20 protein-coding genes and 3 tRNA genes are annotated in these 20,318 nt (G+C 27.0%); 15 read left to right on the top strand and 8 right to left on the bottom strand.

The features are described from left to right. Together ftsW and L8W57_RS05450 are read left to right on the top strand one after the other, a co-directional pair. Complete coding sequence (gene ftsW, locus L8W57_RS05445; protein ID WP_133319277.1) at positions 1-1,164, top strand: putative lipid II flippase FtsW; 1,164 nt, start codon at positions 1-3, stop codon at positions 1,162-1,164. Between the two features lie 190 nt (positions 1,165-1,354). Further along, entirely contained in the window at positions 1,355-2,113 is a 759-nt protein-coding gene (locus tag L8W57_RS05450; protein WP_133319276.1) for a basic amino acid ABC transporter substrate-binding protein, read from the top strand. On the opposite strand, the gene L8W57_RS05455 is transcribed toward L8W57_RS05450, so the two are convergent. Beyond that, complete coding sequence (locus L8W57_RS05455; protein WP_133319275.1) at positions 2,114-3,379, bottom strand: aminotransferase class V-fold PLP-dependent enzyme; 1,266 nt, start codon at positions 3,377-3,379, stop codon at positions 2,114-2,116. It lies immediately after the preceding gene. Positions 3,380-3,437: 58 nt separating this feature from the next. On the opposite strand from L8W57_RS05455, the gene L8W57_RS05460 reads away from it, so the two are divergent. The 4 genes from L8W57_RS05460 (at position 3,438) to L8W57_RS05475 (ending at position 5,909) form a co-directional block, all read left to right on the top strand. After that, positions 3,438-4,289, top strand: coding sequence for a DUF234 domain-containing protein (locus L8W57_RS05460; RefSeq protein WP_133319274.1), 852 nt, complete (start codon positions 3,438-3,440; stop codon positions 4,287-4,289). Between the two features lie 2 nt (positions 4,290-4,291). Further along, positions 4,292-5,308 carry a sensor histidine kinase gene (locus tag L8W57_RS05465; protein ID WP_133319273.1) on the top strand — a complete coding sequence of 339 codons (1,017 nt, stop codon included), beginning with the start codon at positions 4,292-4,294 and terminating at the stop codon, positions 5,306-5,308. A gap of 42 nt (positions 5,309-5,350) precedes the next feature. Continuing rightward, positions 5,351-5,427 (top strand) — tRNA-Arg (locus L8W57_RS05470). 14 nt (positions 5,428-5,441) lie between these two features. Next, a complete protein-coding gene (locus tag L8W57_RS05475; RefSeq protein ID WP_133319272.1) occupies positions 5,442-5,909 on the top strand; it encodes a tRNA (cytidine(34)-2'-O)-methyltransferase in 468 nt (155 codons plus the stop codon). Here L8W57_RS05475 and L8W57_RS05480 read toward each other — a convergent pair. Further along, positions 5,906-6,634: an amino acid ABC transporter ATP-binding protein gene (locus tag L8W57_RS05480; protein ID WP_133319271.1), complete on the bottom strand. Its 729-nt coding sequence runs from the start codon at positions 6,632-6,634 to the stop codon at positions 5,906-5,908. The two genes, L8W57_RS05475 and L8W57_RS05480, sit on opposite strands and share 4 nt — an antisense overlap. Continuing rightward, complete coding sequence (locus L8W57_RS05485) at positions 6,627-7,379, bottom strand: amino acid ABC transporter permease (RefSeq protein ID WP_133319270.1); 753 nt, start codon at positions 7,377-7,379, stop codon at positions 6,627-6,629. Before L8W57_RS05485 ends, L8W57_RS05480 begins: the two co-directional genes overlap by 8 nt. 223 nt (positions 7,380-7,602) lie before the next feature. Here L8W57_RS05485 and L8W57_RS05490 point away from each other — a divergent pair, with 223 nt between their 5' ends. The 5 genes from L8W57_RS05490 to L8W57_RS05510 are packed head-to-tail and all read left to right on the top strand — an operon-like array spanning position 7,603 to position 12,970. Continuing rightward, a complete protein-coding gene (locus tag L8W57_RS05490; protein ID WP_133319269.1) occupies positions 7,603-9,045 on the top strand; it encodes an alanine/glycine:cation symporter family protein in 1,443 nt (480 codons plus the stop codon). Next, positions 9,045-9,185, top strand: a complete 141-nt coding sequence (locus L8W57_RS05495) for a hypothetical protein (RefSeq protein WP_164717489.1) — start codon at positions 9,045-9,047, stop codon at positions 9,183-9,185. Before L8W57_RS05490 ends, L8W57_RS05495 begins: the two co-directional genes overlap by 1 nt. 34 nt (positions 9,186-9,219) lie before the next feature. After that, complete coding sequence (gene glyS, locus L8W57_RS05500) at positions 9,220-11,214, top strand: glycine--tRNA ligase subunit beta (RefSeq protein ID WP_263662175.1); 1,995 nt, start codon at positions 9,220-9,222, stop codon at positions 11,212-11,214. Next, positions 11,211-12,017: a M23 family metallopeptidase gene (locus L8W57_RS05505; protein ID WP_263662176.1), complete on the top strand. Its 807-nt coding sequence runs from the start codon at positions 11,211-11,213 to the stop codon at positions 12,015-12,017. The genes glyS and L8W57_RS05505 overlap by 4 nt, the downstream gene beginning before the upstream one ends. Before the next feature lie 2 nt (positions 12,018-12,019). Next, positions 12,020-12,970, top strand: a complete 951-nt coding sequence (locus tag L8W57_RS05510) for an SAM-dependent methyltransferase (protein ID WP_318529543.1) — start codon at positions 12,020-12,022, stop codon at positions 12,968-12,970. Here the strand turns inward: L8W57_RS05510 and L8W57_RS05515 are convergent. Beyond that, positions 12,960-13,982 (bottom strand): bifunctional 3,4-dihydroxy-2-butanone 4-phosphate synthase/GTP cyclohydrolase II, encoded by a 1,023-nt coding sequence (locus L8W57_RS05515; RefSeq protein ID WP_133319265.1) that lies wholly within the window; start codon positions 13,980-13,982, stop codon positions 12,960-12,962. The genes L8W57_RS05510 and L8W57_RS05515 overlap by 11 nt on opposite strands. Positions 13,983-14,087: 105 nt before the next feature. Between L8W57_RS05515 and L8W57_RS05520 the strand changes: the two genes are divergently transcribed. Beyond that, positions 14,088-14,162, top strand: a tRNA-Gln gene (locus tag L8W57_RS05520). Positions 14,163-14,175: 13 nt separating this feature from the next. After that, positions 14,176-14,251: transfer RNA gene (locus L8W57_RS05525), tRNA-Met, on the top strand. A gap of 653 nt (positions 14,252-14,904) precedes the next feature. Here L8W57_RS05525 and L8W57_RS05530 read toward each other — a convergent pair. The 3 genes from L8W57_RS05530 to L8W57_RS05540 form a co-directional block, all read right to left on the bottom strand. Continuing rightward, positions 14,905-15,045, bottom strand: a complete 141-nt coding sequence (locus L8W57_RS05530) for a hypothetical protein (protein WP_165955267.1) — start codon at positions 15,043-15,045, stop codon at positions 14,905-14,907. Positions 15,046-16,681: 1,636 nt separating this feature from the next. Beyond that, positions 16,682-16,912 carry a hypothetical protein gene (locus L8W57_RS05535; protein ID WP_133319264.1) on the bottom strand — a complete coding sequence of 77 codons (231 nt, stop codon included), beginning with the start codon at positions 16,910-16,912 and terminating at the stop codon, positions 16,682-16,684. 9 nt (positions 16,913-16,921) lie between these two features. Then, positions 16,922-17,137 carry a hypothetical protein gene (locus tag L8W57_RS05540; RefSeq protein WP_263661706.1) on the bottom strand — a complete coding sequence of 72 codons (216 nt, stop codon included), beginning with the start codon at positions 17,135-17,137 and terminating at the stop codon, positions 16,922-16,924. A gap of 325 nt (positions 17,138-17,462) precedes the next feature. On the opposite strand from L8W57_RS05540, the gene L8W57_RS05545 reads away from it, so the two are divergent. Together L8W57_RS05545 and L8W57_RS05550 are read left to right on the top strand one after the other, a co-directional pair. Next, positions 17,463-18,047, top strand: a complete 585-nt coding sequence (locus L8W57_RS05545; RefSeq protein ID WP_263662177.1) for a KAP family NTPase — start codon at positions 17,463-17,465, stop codon at positions 18,045-18,047. 353 nt (positions 18,048-18,400) lie between these two features. Further along, positions 18,401-18,925, top strand: coding sequence for a hypothetical protein (locus L8W57_RS05550; protein ID WP_263662178.1), 525 nt, complete (start codon positions 18,401-18,403; stop codon positions 18,923-18,925). 392 nt (positions 18,926-19,317) lie between these two features. On the opposite strand, the gene L8W57_RS05555 is transcribed toward L8W57_RS05550, so the two are convergent. After that, positions 19,318-19,512: a hypothetical protein gene (locus L8W57_RS05555; protein WP_263662179.1), complete on the bottom strand. Its 195-nt coding sequence runs from the start codon at positions 19,510-19,512 to the stop codon at positions 19,318-19,320. Positions 19,513-20,318 lie beyond the last annotated feature (806 nt).

The following is a 20,318-nucleotide window of genomic DNA, read 5'->3' on the forward strand; positions in this document are numbered from 1 at the left end:
TTGGTTGCTGATAGAAAATTATTTTTTTTAAGTTGCATTCTAATAACTATAGGGATACTTTTTTCATATTCTTTAAGTGCTTTTACTGTGCTTTATTTAGAATATAATGAATTTCATTTTTTCATCAGACAGCTTTTTTTTGGACTTAGTGGTATAGCTATTATTTATTTTGTTTCAAGATTAAATCCTGATAGTAAAATGGCACATTATTTAATGATAAGTGTTTTGTTAATCTCTTTTTTATTTATACTTATTTTGCCTTTTTTACCTACCTTTCTTGCTACTGCAGCAGGTGGTGCTAAAAGGTGGATCAGGCTTGGTCCTTTATCTATTTCTCCTGTTGAATTTTTTAAGATAGGTTTGATTTATTTCCTTGCTTGGTCTTATACAAGAAGAATTGATGATAGCAAAAAAGCAATCAAACACGAAGTTTTAATTTTAATTCCTTATTTTATTTTAGCTGCTTTTGTTATTGGCTATATTTATATGACACAAAATGATTTAGGCCAAAGTGTTATCTCTTTTTTCTTGGTTTTTGCTTTAGCATTTTTTGCAGGAGCTAGTAAAAGACTTTTTGTTTTTGGCGTGGTTATTGTTGGAATGATTGGGGTTTTGGTGATTTTAAGTAATCAAAGAAGAATTCAGCGTATTTCTGCTTGGTGGGGAAATATCCAAGATGCGTTTTTACCTTTTTTTCCTGATTGGCTAGCAAGTGCTTTAAGAGTAAGCCATAACTCAGAACCTTATCAAATTTCACATAGTTTAAATGCTATAGCTCATGGTGGATTTTTTGGAGAAGGGTTGGGTCTTGGAACTTTTAAATTGGGATTTTTAAGTGAGGTGCATACGGATTTTGTTTTATCAGGGATTACTGAGGAAATAGGATTGTTAGGATTAAGCATTATATGTTTGATTTATTTGATGGTCATACTTAGAATTTTTAGAATTGCTGGGCGTTGTGAAAATAAGGTCCATTTTTTATTTTGTTCAGGTGTAGCTTTACTTTTATTATTTTCATTTTTTATGAATGCTTTTGGAATTATTTCTTTAACTCCATTAAAAGGAGTTGCTGTGCCACTTTTAAGTTATGGCGGCAGTTCTATGTGGTCTATTTGTCTTGGAATAGGTTATGTTTTAATGATTAGCAAGAAGGTAAAAATTTAAACTCATTAATTAAAATATATAAAAATTAACTTAAATAAAAAATATTCTATAACAACTCTTTACAAAAAACTTTTTTCTGCTATAATTATGCTCACATTTATTATAAAGGAGGCGGATATGAAGAAATACAGGCGTTTAAACACATTATAATCATTTATCAATTTTATTTTAATTTTAACAAAGGAAAAAAATGAAAAAAATATTATATGTTGTTTTAGCGTTATTTGGTATATTAGCTTTAGGTGCTTGTTCAAGCGATAAAAATCAAGCTAGTGCTTCTGGTGAAAAAGTTTATAAAGTAGGTATAGCTGCAAATTATCCTCCTTTTGATTTTATTAAAGATGCAAAAATTACCGGCTTTGATGTTGATTTATTGGAAGAAATTGCTAAAAGAGAAAATTTAAAACTTGAATGGGTAAATATGAGTTTTGATGGTTTAATTCCTGCCTTAAAAGCTGGAAAGATTGATATGATAGCTTCTGCTATGAGTTCAACTCCTCAAAGATTAGCAAGTATGGATTTTAGTGATACTTATTTCAATACTAAAAATTTATATTTAAAATTAAAAACAGATTCTAGTATTAGCGATAAACAAAGTTTGGAAGGTAAAAAAATAGGTGTTCAACTTGGAACTATTCAAGAAAGTGCTGCTAAGACTATTCCAAATGCTCAAGTGGTTGCAAGTGAAGAAATGTTAGCAGCAATTTTAGCTTTAAAAGCTGGCAAAGTAGATGCAGTTTTAACGGATAAAGATATTGGTAAAGGTTATTTAAAAACTAATGAAGAGCTAGAAGCATTTTTAGAAGAAAATGATGGAAGTTCAGGGTTTTGTATAGCTTTTGATAAAGGAAAACAAAGTGAGCTTGTTCAAAAAATTAATGCAGGTTTAGAAAAAGTTAAAGCTGATGGTACTTACCAAAAAATCGTAGAAAAATACGATTTACAATAATTAACTTAAAGCCTTGATACTTATATTCAAGGCTTTAAAAAAATATTCCATATCTTCTTTTGTATGCGTATAATGAAAACCCACTCTTAGCCAACCTGGTTTAGATTTTAATTCTTGATTGTCTTTTAGATTGAGTAAATCATGCCCATAAGGTCCTGCACAAGCACAACCTGCTCTTGTTTCTATCTTATAAGTTTTACTTAGTTTATAAGCTAAATCAAAAGGAGAAATTCCTTCTATATTAAAAGCAAAAATAGGTAATCTATTAGTGATATTTTTTGCATATAAGATCATTTTTGGAAAATTTGTACATTGTTTGAAAAAATATTCACAAAGTTCTTTTTCTTTTTTTTCTATATTTTTTAAACCTATTTCATTGCGTATTTTAAAAGCCAAACTTGCTCTAATAAGCTGAATAATTCCAGGTGTGCCACCTTCTTCTAAATTTTCAACTTCGCATAAATATTGTTGAGATGTTCTTGAAACATAGCCCACAGTTCCGCCTGCTGCAAAGCTAGGGGTATTGCCACATAGATTTTTTTTGATAACAAGTAAGCCACAAGATCCTACACCTCCAAGTAGTTTATGAGAGCTAATAAACACTGCATCATAAAATTTAGGATCTAAATTAGCATAAGGAGCTAAAGTGGAAATATCAAAAGCAACTATACCGTTGTGTTGTTTGATTAAAGTGTAAATTTTTTTATAATCACTTAAAATTCCTGTAACATTAGAAGCTGCATTAAAGCTTGCTATGATTTGTCTGTTTTTGGATTTTTGTAATAATTTTTCTAAAAAATTAAAATCTAATTCCCCATTTTTATCTAAGGGCACTCGAACGCATTCACACAAAGCTTCTCTAAATGAAAGTTCATTAGAATGGTGTTCATAGGGTCCAACTATAACCAAAGGTAAGGTATTTTTGTCTGTATTTTTAAAATATTTTTCTTTAATAAGTGGTGGTATATATAGACCTAAAAGTTCTTGAAATTTTTTTATAGCTGCTGAAGATCCATTCCCACAAGCTATAAGAGCAAAACTATCATCTAATTCAAGGTATTTTTTTAAATTTATTCTTGCGTTTTCATAATGCTGTTGTGTGATAAAAGAATTTAAAGAGCTATCTGAATGTGTATTTGCATAGGTGGTAAGAATTTTTTTAATTTCTTTTTCTATGCTTTTTAGTGCTAAAGCGCTAGCTGTAAAATCAAAATAATATATTCCTTTTTTTAAAATAATATCTTGTTTTAGTTTTTCAATATCCAAAAAAAATCCTCTAATTTTTTGTTAAAATTATAACATACAAAATATTTATTTTAAGGATGTGATTATAAAATTTGGTGATTTTTCAAAACGCTGTGAAACTTTGGAGCTTGAAAGTATTTTTGATTTTTATAGTATTTTTGATGAGTTTGAATTTGATTTGAAATTAAGTTTATATGAAAATATCTTAAATGTTTTTATTTTGAAAGCCTTTGATATTTTAGCTTCTTTAAATTTAGATGAGAATGCTTTAAAAGCTTTGAGTGTTTTAAGTAAAAACGATAGAAAACGCTATTCTATTAATAAATCTATTCCGCATTTTCAGGCTCTAGGACTTATTAATAAACTTTTAGAGAAAAATATTTTGATCTTAGAAAAAAGTCAAGAAAAGCCAATTATAAAAAACAAAAGACAGAAAGTTAAAAAAGAATTACGCTCTTATAATATACAAGATAAGGTTGTTTTTAAAAATCAAGGATTAAGATTTTTCTTTTATTTTATATATCCTAAACTTAATTTAATCGCGATGAAAAAATACAATGAATTAATAGAACTTATCCAAGAAAATTTGGAAAAATACCAAAGTTTTACTTTTGAACTTTTATGTAAAGAATTTTTAGCAAAAAAACTTAAAGTGGATCAAGTGTATAGTTTTTGGAATTATTATCATGAAATAGACTTGTATTATCATGAAAACAATTTTTGTGTTTTAGGTGAAGTTAAATTTAAAGAAAGAAAAATATGTAAAAATGTTTTAAATATTTTAAAAAGTAAAGCAAAACAGTTGCAAATTCAACCTAATTTATATGTGCTTTTTTCAAAGAGTGGCTTTAGTAAAGAGCTTATTTTAAATAAGGAGCGTAATTTGCTTTTATATACTTTAGAAGATTTTCAATTTTTAATTAAGGATTAAGTGTGGATGAGAATATTTTAAAAAGTTTAGATTCTAGTGAAAAAGAAAACTTACAACAAGGATTAAAAGCCTTAATAGAGCAAACCTATGTTATAGAAAATGAATATAAGCAACTTAATGAAAACTACACTGCATTAAGACAAATGGTAAGTGAGATTATAGAGGTTTTGCCTATGGCTTTGTGGATTTTAGACGCAAATAAAAATATTATTTTGCAAAACAACCTAGCTACACAAAAGCCAAAGCTTTTAGAATGCATTGATCTTGATAAAACACATTATGAGCTTGAGTTTGATCATAAATTTTATCTAATCAAAATCACCTCTCATACTGATAAACTTATAGTAAATGCAACAGATATTAGTGATGAAAAAAGAAATGAAAGGTTAGCTAGCATGGGAACAGTTGCAGCACATCTAGCGCATGAAATACGCAATCCTATAGGTTCTATTTCTTTATTAAGCTCTACTTTGTTTGAAAGAAGTGAGTTAAAAAATAAGCATATAGTTTTAGAAATCCAAAAAGCAATTTCAAGAGTAGAGCGTATTGTAAATTCTACTTTACTTTTTACAAAAGGAGTACATGTTAATTTAAATGAGTTTAATTTACAGGAGTTACAAGATGAGTGTGAGCAAGCTATTGGAACTTATAATTATCTAGCTAATATCGATTTTAAATTTGAATTTTTAGATTTAAAAATCAATGCAGATAAATCTTTACTTGCTTTAGTTTTGCAAAATTTACTTTATAATGCCATAGATGCTATTGAAGAAAGCGAAAATGATGATGGTTATATAAAGGTTAAGTGCGAACAAAAAGAAGATAGGGTTTTTATTAAAGTTTATGATAATGGTGTAAGTATCAAAGATAAAAAAATGGTTTTTGAGGCTTTTAAAACAACTAAATTAAAAGGTAATGGTTTAGGTCTTTCTTTATCAAAACAAATTATTGATGCGCATAATGGAGTTTTAGGTTTTGATGAAAATCCAAAATGTTTTTTTATAGAGCTTAAAATTTAAGCTCTATAAAATAAATTTTTTCTTAAAATAATAAAAATATTTGTCCTCATAGCTCAGCTGGATAGAGCGCAGAATTCCTAATTCTGAGGTCGCAAGTTCAAACCTTGCTGGGGACACCATTTCAAGGAAAAAGATGTTTCATATAGTCTTAGTTGAACCTCGCATACCACAAAATACAGGAAGTATAGGCAGAATGTGTTTTAATGCAGGTTTTGCTTTACATATTATCAATCCACTTTTTAGTATTGATGAAAAGGCAGTTAAAAGAGCAGGACTTGATTATTGGAAAAAATTAAATCCTTTTTTATGGGATAATTTAGAAGATTTTTTAAAAGAGTATGAAAAATTTCAAGATAGATTTTTCTTTGCGACAACTAAAACTACTCAAGCTTATTTTGATGTAAATTATCAAAAAGGTGATTTTTTATTTTTTGGAAGTGAAAGTTTTGGTTTGCCTATGGATTTAATGCAAAAAAAATGGGAAAATACTATTACTATACCGATGAAAGATTGTGGTAGAAGTTTAAATTTAGCTACGAGTGTGGGTATAGTGAGCTATGAAGCTTTGAGGCAAAATTTTGCCTCTTTTGAAAAATTTTAATGATTTAAAACTTGATTTAAAAATTCTTTCAATCTTTCATTTTTTGGGTTTTCAAAAGCTATTTTAGGACATTCATCTACTGCTATAATGCCTTTATCCATAAAGAAAATTCGATTAGCTACATTTCTTGCAAATCCCATTTCATGTGTAACTACAAGCATGGTTAGACCTTCTTTAGCTACTTCTTTCATGATATTTAAAACCTCACCTATCATTTCAGGATCTAAAGCTGAAGTTGGCTCATCAAATAAAATCACATCAGGATTCATCATTAATGATCTTGCTATGGCAATACGCTGTTTTTGTCCACCTGAAAGCTTATGAGGAAAATAATTTTCTTTATCACTTAGGCCAACTTTTTTGAGTAATTCTCGTGCTTTTTTTACTGCTTCATCTTTACCCATGATTTTTGTTTGTACTGGCACTAGGCATAAATTTTCCAAAACATTTTTATTATTAAAAAGATTAAAATGTTGAAATACCATGCTTACTTTTTGTCGAATTTTATTGATATCTGTTTTTTTATCAAGTATATTGATATTATTGATATAAATATTACCACTATCTGGTGTTTCAAGTTTATTTAAACAGCGTAAAAAAGTACTTTTTCCACCTCCGCTAGGCCCTATAATAGCAATAATATCACCTTTATGTACTTCAATGCTAATATCTTTTAAAACTTCTAAATCTCCATATTTTTTAATCAAATTTTCTATTTTAATCATGTTTGTTTAATCTCATTTCTATAAATCTTGCAATCAGTGTTAAAATTTTAACGCTTACATAATATACAAGCCCTGTAAAAATAATAGGTTTAGGGTTGTAATAAATTGCTTGTAAGCTTTTACTTTGCATGGTAATATCCATAACGCTAATATAGCCCACTATTGAAGTTTCTTTAAATAAAGAAATAAATTCATTCATTAAAGAAGGTAAGATATTTTTAATCGCTTGCGGAAAGATGATTAGTCTCATAGAAGCAGAATAATTAAGCCCCATTGCTCTTGATGCTTCCATTTGTCCTTTGTCTACACTTTGAATTCCACTTCTTACGATTTCAGCTACATAAGCAGAACTATTAAGTCCAAGTGCGATAATAGCTACATAAAAATTATCACTCCAAGTAGCAAAAATCACTACTGAAAAAATCAAAAGCTGTAAAAGCAGAGGGGTTCCGCGTATAATGTCTATGTATTCATCTATGATGAAATTTAAACTTTGGATTTCTAAAAATCTTAAAAATGCTAGGAAAAAACCAAGTGCTATTCCTATTAAAATTCCACCCACTGTTAAGCCAAGTGTTGTGAAATAACTATGAACATAAGCTTTGGCTTCTATAGTATAAGCATATTCTCCTGTAGCTAAGCCATTTTGATCTTTAACTTGTAAAATTTCAATAGGAAATGAAAAATAAGCCCAAAAAACAATAATGGCAAAAAATACAAAAATTTTCATCGTATTTTGTTTCAATTTAAACACCTTATAAAATTTTAAAAAAACTAAGTGTATAAAAATTAAGTTTTCTTTTTACTTAAAAGCATTTTTATGTGTTTTTTTGGTAAATATCGTGAGTTAAATTTTCACATAGCTGTAAAAAATAAAATAAAATTAATATAAAATTATATTTTTTTGTAGCAAATTCATTTTTTTATGATAAATTTACACTCGATTAAATTATAAAAAGGAGATAAATATGGATTTAATATCCCAATTTGTTGGCTTTGTAAATAATCAGTATTATTCCATTTTGGTTATTTTGCTTATTATTGTAGGGTTTTATTATAGTTATTTGACGGGTTTTGTGCAATTTCGAATGCTTCCTTATGTGTTTGACATTTTGACAGAAAAGCAAGAAAAACATGAAAAACACCATATTACTCCTTTTCAGGCTTTGATGATTTCAACAGCTTCAAGAGTTGGTATAGGAAATATTGCAGGTATTGCAGTAGCGGTTGTTTTGGGCGGACCTGGTGCTTTGTTTTGGATGTGGGCTATGGCATTTTTTGGCGGCGCTTCGGCTTTTGCAGAAAGCACTTTAGCACAAGTTTATAAAAGTCGTGATGGAAAAAGTTTTAAAGGTGGCCCTGCTTATTATATTAGTAAAGCTTTAAATTTAAAATGGCTTGGTGCTATATTTGCGGTGATTTTAATCATTACTTATGCTTATGGATTTAATGGACTTCAAAGTCAAACTATGACTTCAGCATTTGAGTTTTATTATAAAGGTATGGTTGATGCTAGCGAAGTAAGTTTTTCGCAAAGTTGGTGGCCTATTGTAATAGGGGCTATTTTGGCTATTTTTGCTGCTTATATGTTTTTTGGTGATCATACTAAAATAGGTAAAGTAAGCTCGGTCATCGTTCCTATTATGGCGATGATTTATGTTGGTTTATCTATTATAGCGATGTTTATGAATTTTGATAAAATTCCTGAAGTGTTTTCTATGATTTTTAAAAGCGCTTTTGATTTTGAAGCTATTTTTGGTGGATTTGCAGGTTCTGCTTTGGTTATAGGTATAAAAAGAGGATTGTTTTCTAATGAAGCAGGTATGGGTTCAGCACCAAATGCAGCAGCTTCTGCTCTTACAACTCACCCTGCAAAACAAGGGGTTATTCAAGCATTTTCTGTATTAATTGATGTGATTATTTGTACAAGTTCAGGATTTTTAGTGTTATTTTCACTTGCTTATGCTAATAATATTGGTGTAGACGGTAAGCCTATTTTAACAGCACTACCTTTAGTACAAGAATCCATGAAAGAATATTATGGAAATCTAGGTGTACATTTTACTACTGTTAGTATAGTTTTATTTGCTATTACTTCTTTGATAGGAAATTACTATTATGCTCAAGCAAATATTAAATACCTTACTCAAAATCCTATTATTATTAATCTTTTTAAAGCAAGTGCCGTGCTTATGATTTTTATTGGTGCAAATATGGATTTAAAATTTGCATGGGATTTAGCTGATACTACTATGGCGTTTATGGCTACGATTAATATCATTTCTATTTTATTGCTTGGTGGTATAGTGAAAAAGGTATTAAAAGATTTTAGCGAGCAAAAAAGACAAGGTAGAGATCCAGTGTTTAGCGCTTCAAAGCTTGGTATTAAAAACGCAGAGTGTTGGGACTAATGATAGATTATATTATTATTGCTTTGTTTATAGCTTTTATGGTTTTTCTTGTGTTTGGCTTTAACCGCCAAATGCAAGAAAAAGCTAAACAAAGAGAAGAAAAATTAAAAACAAAGAAAGATTTTAAAAAAAATAGGTAAAATACACTAAAAAATTTTTAAAAAAGAGTGTAAAATGAAATTGTTAATAGAAATAGGCACAGAAGAACTTCCTGCTATTCCTTTATTAAAAGAACTTCCAAATATTACTAAAAAATGGGAAAAGATTTTACAAGAGTATCATTTAGAATCTGAATTTAAATTTTTCTATACTCCTAGAAGATTGGTTTTTATCCATGAAAATTTTAAAGAAAAACAAGATGATTCTTTTGTGGAATTTATAGGTGCACCTAAGGCGATAGCTTATAAAGATGGAAAGCTTACTCAAGCAGGATTTAGCTTTTTAGAAAAAAGTGGTTTAAAAGAAGAAGAGCTTGAATTTAAAGAAATTAAGGGTAAAGAAGTATTGTATTGTCAAAAACAAGTACAAGGCTTGCAAAGCAAAGCAGTTTTAGCTCAAATGATCGAGGCTTTTTTAAAAAGCTTGAGTTTTGGTAAAACTATGAGATGGGGTGATGGTAGCTTTGAATTTATTAGAGCTATCCGCTCGCTTTGCTGTATTTTAAATGATGAATTGATTGAGTTTGAAAGTTATGGCGTTAAAAGCGCAAAAAGTACTTTTGTTCATAGAAGTGTTAGTTATGATTTAATACCTTTTTCAAATATTGATGAGTATCTTAAAACTCTAGAGCAAAATTATATTATTTTAGATCAAGAACAAAGAAAAAAACTTATTATTGAGCAGTTAAAAATACTCGAAAAAGAAAATGATATTACTATTGCAAAAGATGATGAGCTTTTAGCCGAAGTTGTAGCTATCACAGAGTATCCAAAAGCATTATTAGGGTATTTTGAGAAAGAGTATTTAGAAATCCCAAGCGAAGTGATAATTACTTCTATGAGAGAAAATCAACGCTATTTTGCAGTATTTAAAAACAACACTTTAAGCAATCATTTTATTGTAGTTTCTAATGCGGTTTGTGAGGATTATTCTAAAATCATTAATGGAAATGAAAGAGTTTTAAGGGCAAGATTAAGTGATGCGATGTTTTTTTGGAAAAATGACTTAGCACAGGGCTTAAATAATGATAAAATAAGCCAAATGGTATATCTTGAAGGACTTGGAACCTTAAAAGATAAAATCATTAGAGAGCAAAAAATCGCTACTAAGCTTTGTGAAGTTTTTGCTAATACTCAAAAAGATGAAATCTTAAAAGCCATAGAATACTCAAAAGCTGATCTAAGCACTCAAATGGTGTATGAATTTACTGATCTTCAAGGTATTATGGGATCTTATTATGCTAAAGCTATGGGTATGAGTGATGAGCTTGCTTTAGCGATTAAAGAACAATATCTTCCAAATGGCGATAATTCAGCTATGCCAAGTAATGAATTTAGTTCTATTGTAGCTTTAGCTTATAAATTTGATACACTCTTGGGGCTTTTTTCAATGGGGAAAATACCAAGTGGTACAAAAGATCCTTATGCTTTAAGAAGAGCAGCAAATGGTGTTTTAAAAATTATTCTAGCTTTAAATAAAAATTTTGATCTTAAGATATTTTTAGACACAATAGCTAGTGAGTATAAAAGCTTTGATTTGAAAATTTTACTAGACTTTATCTTAGAGCGTTTATATACTTTTTATGAAGTAAATGCTTCTTTTGTTAAAGCTGTGCTTAGCTCTAAAACTTATGATGTTATTTATATTGATTCTTGTATTAAAGCTTTAATACAAAGTGCAAATAAGGCAGATTTTGGTCAAAATTTTGCTACTTTTAAGCGTTTGGCAAATATTGCAATATTAAGCGAAGTTCAAATTAATGAAAATTTGTTTAACACTCAAGAGGAAAAAGATTTATACCAAGCTTTTATGCAGTGTAAAACAAAAGAAAATAACACCCAAGAGCTTTTAGAAAGCCTTTTTGCACTAAAACCACAAATTGATGCTTTTTTTGATAAAGTAATGATTAATGACAAAGATGAAAATATTAAAAACAATCGTCAAGCTTTAGTATGTGCAATTTATCGTGAGTTTTTAAAAATAGCTGATATTAAAGAGCTTAGTATATGAGAAAAATTCTTTTTTTACTTTGTTTTTTGGTATTTGCATTAGAAGCTAGAGAGATTGAGCTTGTAAAAGGGCAAGTAGTTTTTTTAGAATTTGATAAAAATAATTTTTTACAAATTAGCTCAAATTCTAAAAAACTTCCTTTTTTTGAGTATAAAAATAAAGTCATTGTTAGTATAGCCATACCTTATAAAAATCCTAAAGATAGAAAATTAATAGCTGAATTTAAAGATAATTCCAAAGAAGAAATTAACATAAAATTTAGCGAAGGAAACTATAAAAAAGAATTTTTAAAAGTTAGTGCTTCTAAGGTTAATCCACCTAAAGAAACACTTGATCGCATTAGCAAAGAATATCAAGAAGCTATTAAGGTTTATAATACTTATACTAATATGGCTTTATTTGAAGGCAATTTTACATACCCTTTAGAAAGTAAAATTACAAGTGCTTTTGGAAAAGCAAGATTGTTTAATGATACTCTTAAAAGTTATCATAGCGGAACTGATTTTAGAGCAGCAAGTGGGACAAAAATTTATGCTAGCAATGATGGTATTGTAAGGATTGCTTCAAATCGTTATTATGCAGGAAATTCAGTGGTAATTGATCATGGATATGGGATTTATTCTCAGTATTATCATCTATCAAAACTTAATGTAAAAGTAGGACAAAAGGTAAAAAAAGGTGAGCTTATAGGTTTGAGTGGAGCTAGCGGTAGGGTTACAGGGCCACATTTGCATTTTGGAATTTTAGTTAATGGTGTGCAAGTTGATCCACTTGATTTTATAGCCAAATTTAATGCTTTATAATGATAGTTTTTAGCGAGTTTTTTCAAAATTGGATTGATAAATATTACTCCCAAGCTGTGAGTGTTGGTAAAAATGGAGATTTTTATACCGCAGTTAGCGTGGGAAATCTGTTTGGAACACTCTTAGCTAATCATTTTTTAAAACTTATAGATGATAAAAAGCTAATTTTACCGGTTGAAGTTGTAGAAATAGGGGCAAATGAAGGGCATTTAATGCTTGATTTTATACAAGCTCTATACACTCTTAGGGCCGATATTTTAGAGCAGATTGAGTGTTTTATCATAGAGCCACATGAAAAATTAAAATGTGTTCAAAAAAAACTTTTTGATGAGTATGATTTGGATGTAAAAATTTATAATTCTTTAGAAGAATGTCATTTTAAAAACGCCTTTTTTTACGCTAATGAATTATTTGATTGTTTTGCGTGTGAGCTTATAAAAGATGGAACAATGGCATATGTTGATGATGATTTAAACATTATTTTTAAAGCTATGAATGAAGATCTTTTAAAAGAATGTGAAAAATATTCTATCACTAATAGCGAGCTTTGTATTTCTTATAAACCCTTTTTATCCAAATTAAAACAAACCTGTGAAAAACTAACTTTTGCGTGTTTTGATTATGCAAAAAAAGAAGAAAAAATTAGTATTAGAATGTATAAAAATCACCAAGTGTATAATCTTTTTGAAGAAAACTTAAAAGATTTTTTTGCTAAAAGCGATATTACATATAATGTAAATTTTGATCATTTTTTACAAGTTTTAAAAGAAGAGGGCTTTGAGGTTTTAGAATATAAAAATCAAAATCAAGCCTTAATTGATTTTGGCTTAGAAGAAATTATCGAGCAAGTTAAAAATATTAACCTCCAAATTTATAAAAACTTTATCAACCAAAGTAAAAATTTGATGTTTAACTTTGGCGATAAGTTTAAGTTTTTAGAATTTAAGCTTTAAAATCACTGCTTGTAATATCAAGCCCAAAGCCTTTTAAGCCTATAAATTCTTTATCGGTATTTTGACTTAGAAGTTTGATTTTTGAAATTTTTAAATACCTTAAAATTTGCGCTCCTATGCCATAATTTTTAAATTGTATGTTTTCTTGTTTTTCATTTTTCATGAAAATGATTACACCACCTTTTTGACTTAAAAATTCAATCTGTTTTAATAATTCATTAAATTTATTAGAAGTTAGAAGCTCAAAGTCGCTTCCACTAAGATAAAATTTAACATTCTCACATTCTTTCAAAGTGCCAAAGCTAAAAGCTATGTGTTCATTTTCATTGTGATCTTTAAAAGTCATTTTTTTAGCTTTAAAACCTGCTAAAATACTTTCTTCTTCTTTAATTAAAGAAATCAAACTTTCATTTTTTAAACGATACTCGATTAAATCTGAAATAGTAATCATATTAATATCATGTTTTTTGCAAAACTCAAGCAAATCGCTTCTTCTAGCCATATCTCCATTATCTTTAACAATTTCACATATTACGCATGCTTCTTTTAATCCTGCCAAACGACATAAATCCACTGTTCCTTCTGTATGGCCCGTTCTTTCTAAAACTCCACCTTTTTTTGCTATCAAAGGATTAATATGTCCAGGACGCACAAAATCACTCGCCTTTGCATTATCATCAGCAAAAATTTGTATAGTCATATCTCTTTCGTAGGCACTTACTCCTGTTGTTGCATTTTTTGCATCGACAGTGATAGTAAAAGCTGTTTCGTGATTTGATGTGTTTTTAGGTACCATTAAAGGTAGTTCAAATTTTTTAGCTAAGTTCTCACTTAATGCTACACATACCACACCTCTTGCGTGAGTGATGGTAAAATTTACTTTTTCTTGTGAGCTAAATTGTGCAGGGAAAATCAAATCCCCTTCATTTTCCCTATCTTCTGCATCCACCATTACCAACATCTTACCATCTTGAAGTTCTTTTATAGCTTGTTCTATACTTATATATCCCATAAAATCATTCCTTGAAAATATTTTAAAAATATTATAGCATTTTTCTTGACATTGTATAAAAAATAATATATAATATCACTTTTAATTTAAATAAAAAATTTCTATTGGGGTATCGCCAAGCGGTAAGGCAACAGGTTTTGGTCCTGTCATTCAGGGGTTCGAATCCCTTTACCCCATCCACTTCATATGATGCCGCGAAGTAGAGCAGTGGTTAGCTCGTCGGGCTCATAACCCGAAGGTCGGGAGTTCAAATCTCCCCTTCGCAACCATTATATAAAAATAATTTATAATCTATTTCAACAGATGTTTTTTAGCAATATTGAAATCAAATTAATTTAAAATTTCTAAAATTATTGAAATTTTAAAAATACAATACAAAGAATAAAATAGATAAAATATATTTAACAAGAATAAATGGCGAGTTTAATAGGCGTATGATTTATTAATTAATATTGCACATGCTTTGTATTTTATTGTAAAAATGTAAAAAAATGATATTTTTTGCTAAATAGGTAATGTATTAAAATTTTTAGAGTGCAAGAAAAAACAATATTGATTTAAAGTCTAACAAATAAAAATATTTCTTAATTGATGAAGTGCAAATGAGGAGACTTTATATTTTAAAGCTGGATATAACAAGATAGTATTATAAGCTGCTAACTACTTAATCATTTCTTGATTAAATTCTTTAAGATCTATAAATAATAAATCTTTATAATGATTAGCAAATGCTTCTTTTAAGGTTTTATTAAATATTTCATTATGAATATTCATTCTAAGATTCTTTAGATAAGTATAATAATGAGTAGTATTAAGTTCTTTAAATAAAACATTCATAGTTTTTTAAATTCACAGCCATTATCTGTGAGTATACTAAATTCTTTTATGAGTATTATTAGTTTTTAAGATAATAACAAAACTTTTAAGATATGCTAGTATATCTTGTCTTTTTAGGAGATAAAGCTACAGTATAATCAATTCTTGTAACTAAATCTATCATAGTAAGTATATATTTTATTTTATTATCGACATATTTTATAGTATCTATTGCCCAAGTATTCATAGGAGTTGTTTTAAGATTTTTTTAGTTATCTATTTTTAACTCTCTCTTGTAGCTTTTATTTTGGCCTAGATAATTAATTCTTGTAAGTGTTATTCTCATTTTATCTTTAGAGATGATTCTTCCTATGGTGGAAACACTAGGAGGTAGGCTTTAAAAAATAATACAATCTTTCTTTATCTAAATTTATATAAATATGCCTAAGTCTTTTAATATTTAAAGTAATTTCCAAATCAAAAGAACTTCTTATATTTTTTACTTTAGTGTATTTTGTATTTAGGGTATTTAAATTATCATTATTTTTGTGATAAATTTCTTGTTTTCTAAAAAGTATCTTTTTATCTATATTAAAAGCTTCTAAAGTAGCTTTTAAATTTTTATTTTTTGTTCTATTATTTTATGTTTTATTTCAAAAATATAACTATATTCTCTTAATTTAGCAAATCCTTTTATACATCTAAATAAATAATCTGTTTGGATAAATATTCCTTAGTTAGTTTTATTAATCAAATATTTCTTGATTGGTAAATAAAAGATAGTAGTTTTATTAACTAAGAAAGTGCCAAATGTGTTCGAACTTGTGTGATAATATTTTATCTTGATGTTTTTAATCTTCACATTGAAGCAATACAAAATAAGTATAAGAAATTAATTTTAAAATATTTTGTATAATTATTCTAAGGTTGATTAACCATATTGTAGCAATTATTATATTATTGTAATAATAATCAAGATTTATTTAATGATTACTCTTTCTTTTTTATGAGTCATTAAATGATATAAGAATAAATTATACTCTTGTTTTCTAAGTTGATAACATGAAATAAAATTTATTTTATACTCTTCTTGAATATTAAAGATAATAAACATCTAACCACTGCAATAATCTTTAAAAAATATTGATTAAGTTTGATGTTGAAATAATGTATGCCGTACTGCCTTCTATATAGTATGAACTACAAGTAAAATTCTTTCTTTTTTAAAAAATATAATCTTCTTCATTGCTTGATTGATATAACTAAGCCATATTTATATGTAAATCACTGATTTGGTCTTGTTAAAACCAACTACAATGAAGCTTAAAATAAATATAGCAGTTTTGATTTTTAAACATTTGAAGAAATGGAATAAAAATCCTGAAAAAATTATCAATTATTTTAAAATAATTATAGATAAACATGACAATGAGATAAATATATAGTATTAATTTTAAAATCCAATTTTATACAAATCCAACATAATAAAGATTTTCATCACTTAGTTATTTTAAACAAACAATTGCGTTAAAAAATGAAATCATAAATAATGCTATGAAAAATATATCAAACTTATAGGATAAAATTTTTAAGTAAAAAACTATAAATGGAGTGCGGTTGTAAATATCAAAGAAACTACACCAATGAATGATTTAGAAAATCTTTTTTAAACACTTTTAAAAATACGGCTTTTAATGCCATTAAATAGCAATCACCGTGATGAAGAAGAGAAGAAGCAAGATAAGGTTTTCAAAAGAAGCACCTTTTCTTCTCTAAATAAAATGCACCTTATAGGTGCCATATGTTTTGTGCTAAAATGGGTGCGGGGGCTGTCTGAGTGCGTAGCACGGAGCACGGACAAAGTCTGCCGCTTAATATTAAGATTAAACAGATATATCTAAAAGCTGATCTTTTTTATTGTCTGCTTTATCTGTATTTGTAGAATTACTTTGTTCTTCTTTTTTAGCTTCAGCTTCTACTTTTTTTGTATTATCATTCTCAGCTTTTTTTTCTTGTTCAAATTTAGCTTCTTCAAGTTTTAATAGTGGTTTTGCTGTATAACGCAAGCTTGTATCAATAACTTGATTACAACATTGAGAATATACTAATCCCATCATTATCCTTTAGTGATTTATACAAATACCTAATTTAGCACAAGCTTGATGCTGATAAATAGGCTGATGTATTGTCTGGCAATTATGAAAATTTTCACAAGTTATACTTCTATCTTGTTGTTGTGAATTATTAAAATTTTTCTTGCTATGATAACTATGATTTAAAGCTAAAGCAACGCTAGATAATGAAGCAATAACTGCTAAACCTAAGATAATTTTTTTCATTATTTTTGAGCCTTTTTATGATTATTTTTGATATATGAATAATTATAAAAATCAAAAAATTAATTTAATATTAAATAAGAGAAAAAAACAAAATTTGCTTAAATATTGAAAAAAATTACTCAACTTTTTTTGTTTTTTCTCTCGCGTATGCGTATGTATTTTTTTATATATTTTTTAAAAAAAGAAAGGCTGTCTGAGTGCGTAGCTGTAAGGGGTATTTTAAAAAGAATATGTAACTATCTATAGCTTTAAGGTTTGGAGGATAGTTACATAGAAAACTTAAATAATTTTATATAATTACATAAATATTTTATAGGAGTGTATAATGAATAAGATTGACACTATCGCAAATTTTTTAAATAAAAAATCTAAAAAATGTTTAGCTATAAATGGGTCTTGGGGTATAGGTAAAACTTATTTATGGAAAGAAGTTGAAAATAAACTTTCTAAAGATAAAAAAGTTGTTTATATAGATCTTTTTGGCAAAGAAAGTTATAAGCAAATATTAGAAGAAATAGTTGTAAGCCTACATGGAGATTATAATAAAATTACCAAAACAACTTTTAAAGGTTTAGAAGGTTTGGTTAAAAGTATAAGTGGCGGCTTAATAGATATAGATAGTGATGCTATTTTTTCCTTTTTAAAAAAGGAAGACTTTTATAATATTATTGTGTGTTTTGATAACATAGAAAGAAAATCTGACAATCTTTCTTTGAAAGAAATTTTAGGACTTGTAAATTTACTTAAAGAAGAAAAAGAATGTAATGTTGTTGTGATTTTTCATGAGGAAGAATTAAAAGAACAAGATGACAATTTGACTGAAAATAATAAAGAAAAACAGACTAAACAATACAATAGTAAAAACTGGTATCAAATATACAAAGAAAAAGTTATTGATATTGTGAAATAACGATAAAAGACAATGATGAAGTAGCAAAAGCAATCATAAAAGATAGAATAAATAAATATACTAAAATTACAGATGAGATAAGAAATATTATTGAAAATATTATTTTCGAAAGATATAAAGAACAATGCAATGGAAATCTAAGATTATTATATCATGTGTTAGAACATATAGATTATTTTAACAAGCAATGTTTTTTATTATTTTGCAAGTATGACAATAAAAAAACATTTTCAGATGCTCTAAAATTAAATTATATCTCATTAATATTTCAAATTAAAAAATACCTTTCTATTACAATAGAAAAAAATGACTTTTCCTCAAACTACCATCTTTATGAACAATACCTAAAAAATATGTTTTATTTAAATAAAGAAGAAAAATACCAACTAAGACGCGATTTTTATCAAACTTTAAAAATTGATCTTTATTACAAACTTCAAAACTGCAAGATAGAATATTTGGTAGGTAATTTAAGTGATGAACAATTTGTAAAAGATATTGAAAATTCACTCCTAAAAATAGACTTTTATTCAGAAAATAGAATGACACACTTTCCTTATGGTTTTTATCAAATTTTACTTTTAACCTACACACAAATTACAAATAAAAAATTAAGCGACATAGAAGAAAAAATCAATCAGCATTATATAGAAGCTCTTATTATAGAAGAATTTAAGTTTGATCTTAATCATGATTATAGGTCTGACATAGCACTTTTAAAATTATTAGAAAATGAAAAATGGAAAGATTATTATGAAGATACCAAAGAAAAATACAAAACAAGCAAGTATGAAAATATTAATGATTTTATCAATAGCTATGAAAATATAGAAAGTAGTTTTTATCCTGAAGCGATCAAACAGTATAATTTTTTTTAAAAAAGAAGAATTAATACAGCTATTTAAAAATAATAACAATTTTTGTAAGAAATTTTTTAATCATTTTTCTATGAATATGGTTGCAAGTCATAAATTTGACGATGATTTAAATAATAATTTATTCCAAGCTTATTTAGATTTTTTAAATTTAGATGAAAATAAAATAAAAAAAGTATTGTTTTAGAATATATAAATTCACAAAATAGCGTATTAAGAAAGTTACTAATAGAATAATTGTGTTAAAGATATTCAATAAAATACTATTAAATTTACAAAAATTAAAAAGTTCTTATGTGTTTATAATTTACAAACATTATAAAATTAAACTACTTATCTCTTTTTAATTTATCAATAAAATCACTCCATCATCGCATTAACTCTCTTTTCTATCATCAAGTCTTATATACCGCTTTTACTTTATTTCTTTCCCTATGATCTAAACATAGTTCTATAACTTCACTATCTTGTTTATGAATATTTTTATACTCATAAAGAAAAGTTGAAGCAGTAGCTCTAAAACCATGATATAGTATTTCATCACCAAAACCTAATCTTTTAATGGCTTGATTTAATGTGTTTTTACTCATTTTTTAGATTTACTTATATCATTTGAAAAAAACATATTTTGAATCTGAGTAAGAAAAATTTTTAACATATAAAAGCAAGCCTAAAACACTCTGACTTAGCGGAATAATAAAATCCTCTCTTGCTTTAACTTTATTAATTTTTTTCTCAAAATCTACTTCTTTTTATTCTAAATTTCTAATATTAGCACTTCTTAAAAAATAAATATGGACTAATTTGCAAAGAAATTTTTGTAAAAATACTTATTAATCGTAAGTAATAATTCTTTAAATCTTGCTTCATCTGTGAAGTTTTATAACTTTGAACTTTATTAGTACCATAAAGTGCTTTTTTATATTTTGATTTTTAGTATTTTCTTTTTGAATATGTTCTTTTGGATTAATGCCTTATGATAGCATGTCGTTATAATCATTTACAATCTCTCTCGCTCGTGTTAATATGGTTATAGGATATTTTCCTATTTTAAAAGAATACCCTTTTTATTAAGTTTATATCTAAAATAAAAATTCTTATCAATATTTCCATGAAAAACCCTAGCTTCAATATATAAATTTTTAGTACAAGCACTTTGATATAAGTTTTTTATCAACAGTTAAATTTTTAAGTTGCCTATCATTTACAATAATCACTGATTTTCCTTTAAAGTGTGTACAAAAAAATATTTTTTTTAATTTGTCAAAAGATTTTAATTGTAGTAATAATTCGTGATAGAGAAGTAATGGTGGATTTAGAAAGCGTCTAAGTATCCATACTTTAGAAATTAAATATCTAAATAACATATACTTTTGAAAATTCAATAATTTGTATA

It is taken from the genome of Campylobacter sp. IFREMER_LSEM_CL1890 (assembly GCF_025772045.1).
Classification (GTDB): Bacteria; Campylobacterota; Campylobacteria; order Campylobacterales; family Campylobacteraceae; genus Campylobacter_D; species Campylobacter_D lari_D.

Excerpts from the sequence above, each read along its gene's own strand:
- L8W57_RS05450 (WP_133319276.1), top strand. The coding sequence starts at position 1,355 with ATGAAAAAAATATTATATGTTGTTTTAGCGTTATTTGGTATATTAGCT.
- L8W57_RS05475 (WP_133319272.1), top strand. The coding sequence starts at position 5,442 with ATGTTTCATATAGTCTTAGTTGAACCTCGCATACCACAAAATACAGGA.
- L8W57_RS05530 (WP_165955267.1), bottom strand. The coding sequence starts at position 15,045 with ATGAATACTTGGGCAATAGATACTATAAAATATGTCGATAATAAAATA.
- L8W57_RS05535 (WP_133319264.1), bottom strand. The coding sequence starts at position 16,912 with ATGGGATTAGTATATTCTCAATGTTGTAATCAAGTTATTGATACAAGC.
- glyS (WP_263662175.1), top strand. The coding sequence starts at position 9,220 with ATGAAATTGTTAATAGAAATAGGCACAGAAGAACTTCCTGCTATTCCT.
- L8W57_RS05550 (WP_263662178.1), top strand. The coding sequence starts at position 18,401 with ATGTTTTATTTAAATAAAGAAGAAAAATACCAACTAAGACGCGATTTT.
- L8W57_RS05490 (WP_133319269.1), top strand. The coding sequence starts at position 7,603 with ATGGATTTAATATCCCAATTTGTTGGCTTTGTAAATAATCAGTATTAT.
- L8W57_RS05515 (WP_133319265.1), bottom strand. The coding sequence starts at position 13,982 with ATGGGATATATAAGTATAGAACAAGCTATAAAAGAACTTCAAGATGGT.
- L8W57_RS05540 (WP_263661706.1), bottom strand. The coding sequence starts at position 17,137 with ATGAAAAAAATTATCTTAGGTTTAGCAGTTATTGCTTCATTATCTAGC.
- L8W57_RS05480 (WP_133319271.1), bottom strand. The coding sequence starts at position 6,634 with ATGATTAAAATAGAAAATTTGATTAAAAAATATGGAGATTTAGAAGTT.
- L8W57_RS05495 (WP_164717489.1), top strand. The coding sequence starts at position 9,045 with ATGATAGATTATATTATTATTGCTTTGTTTATAGCTTTTATGGTTTTT.
- L8W57_RS05505 (WP_263662176.1), top strand. The coding sequence starts at position 11,211 with ATGAGAAAAATTCTTTTTTTACTTTGTTTTTTGGTATTTGCATTAGAA.
- L8W57_RS05545 (WP_263662177.1), top strand. The coding sequence starts at position 17,463 with ATGAATAAGATTGACACTATCGCAAATTTTTTAAATAAAAAATCTAAA.
- L8W57_RS05555 (WP_263662179.1), bottom strand. The coding sequence starts at position 19,512 with ATGAGTAAAAACACATTAAATCAAGCCATTAAAAGATTAGGTTTTGGT.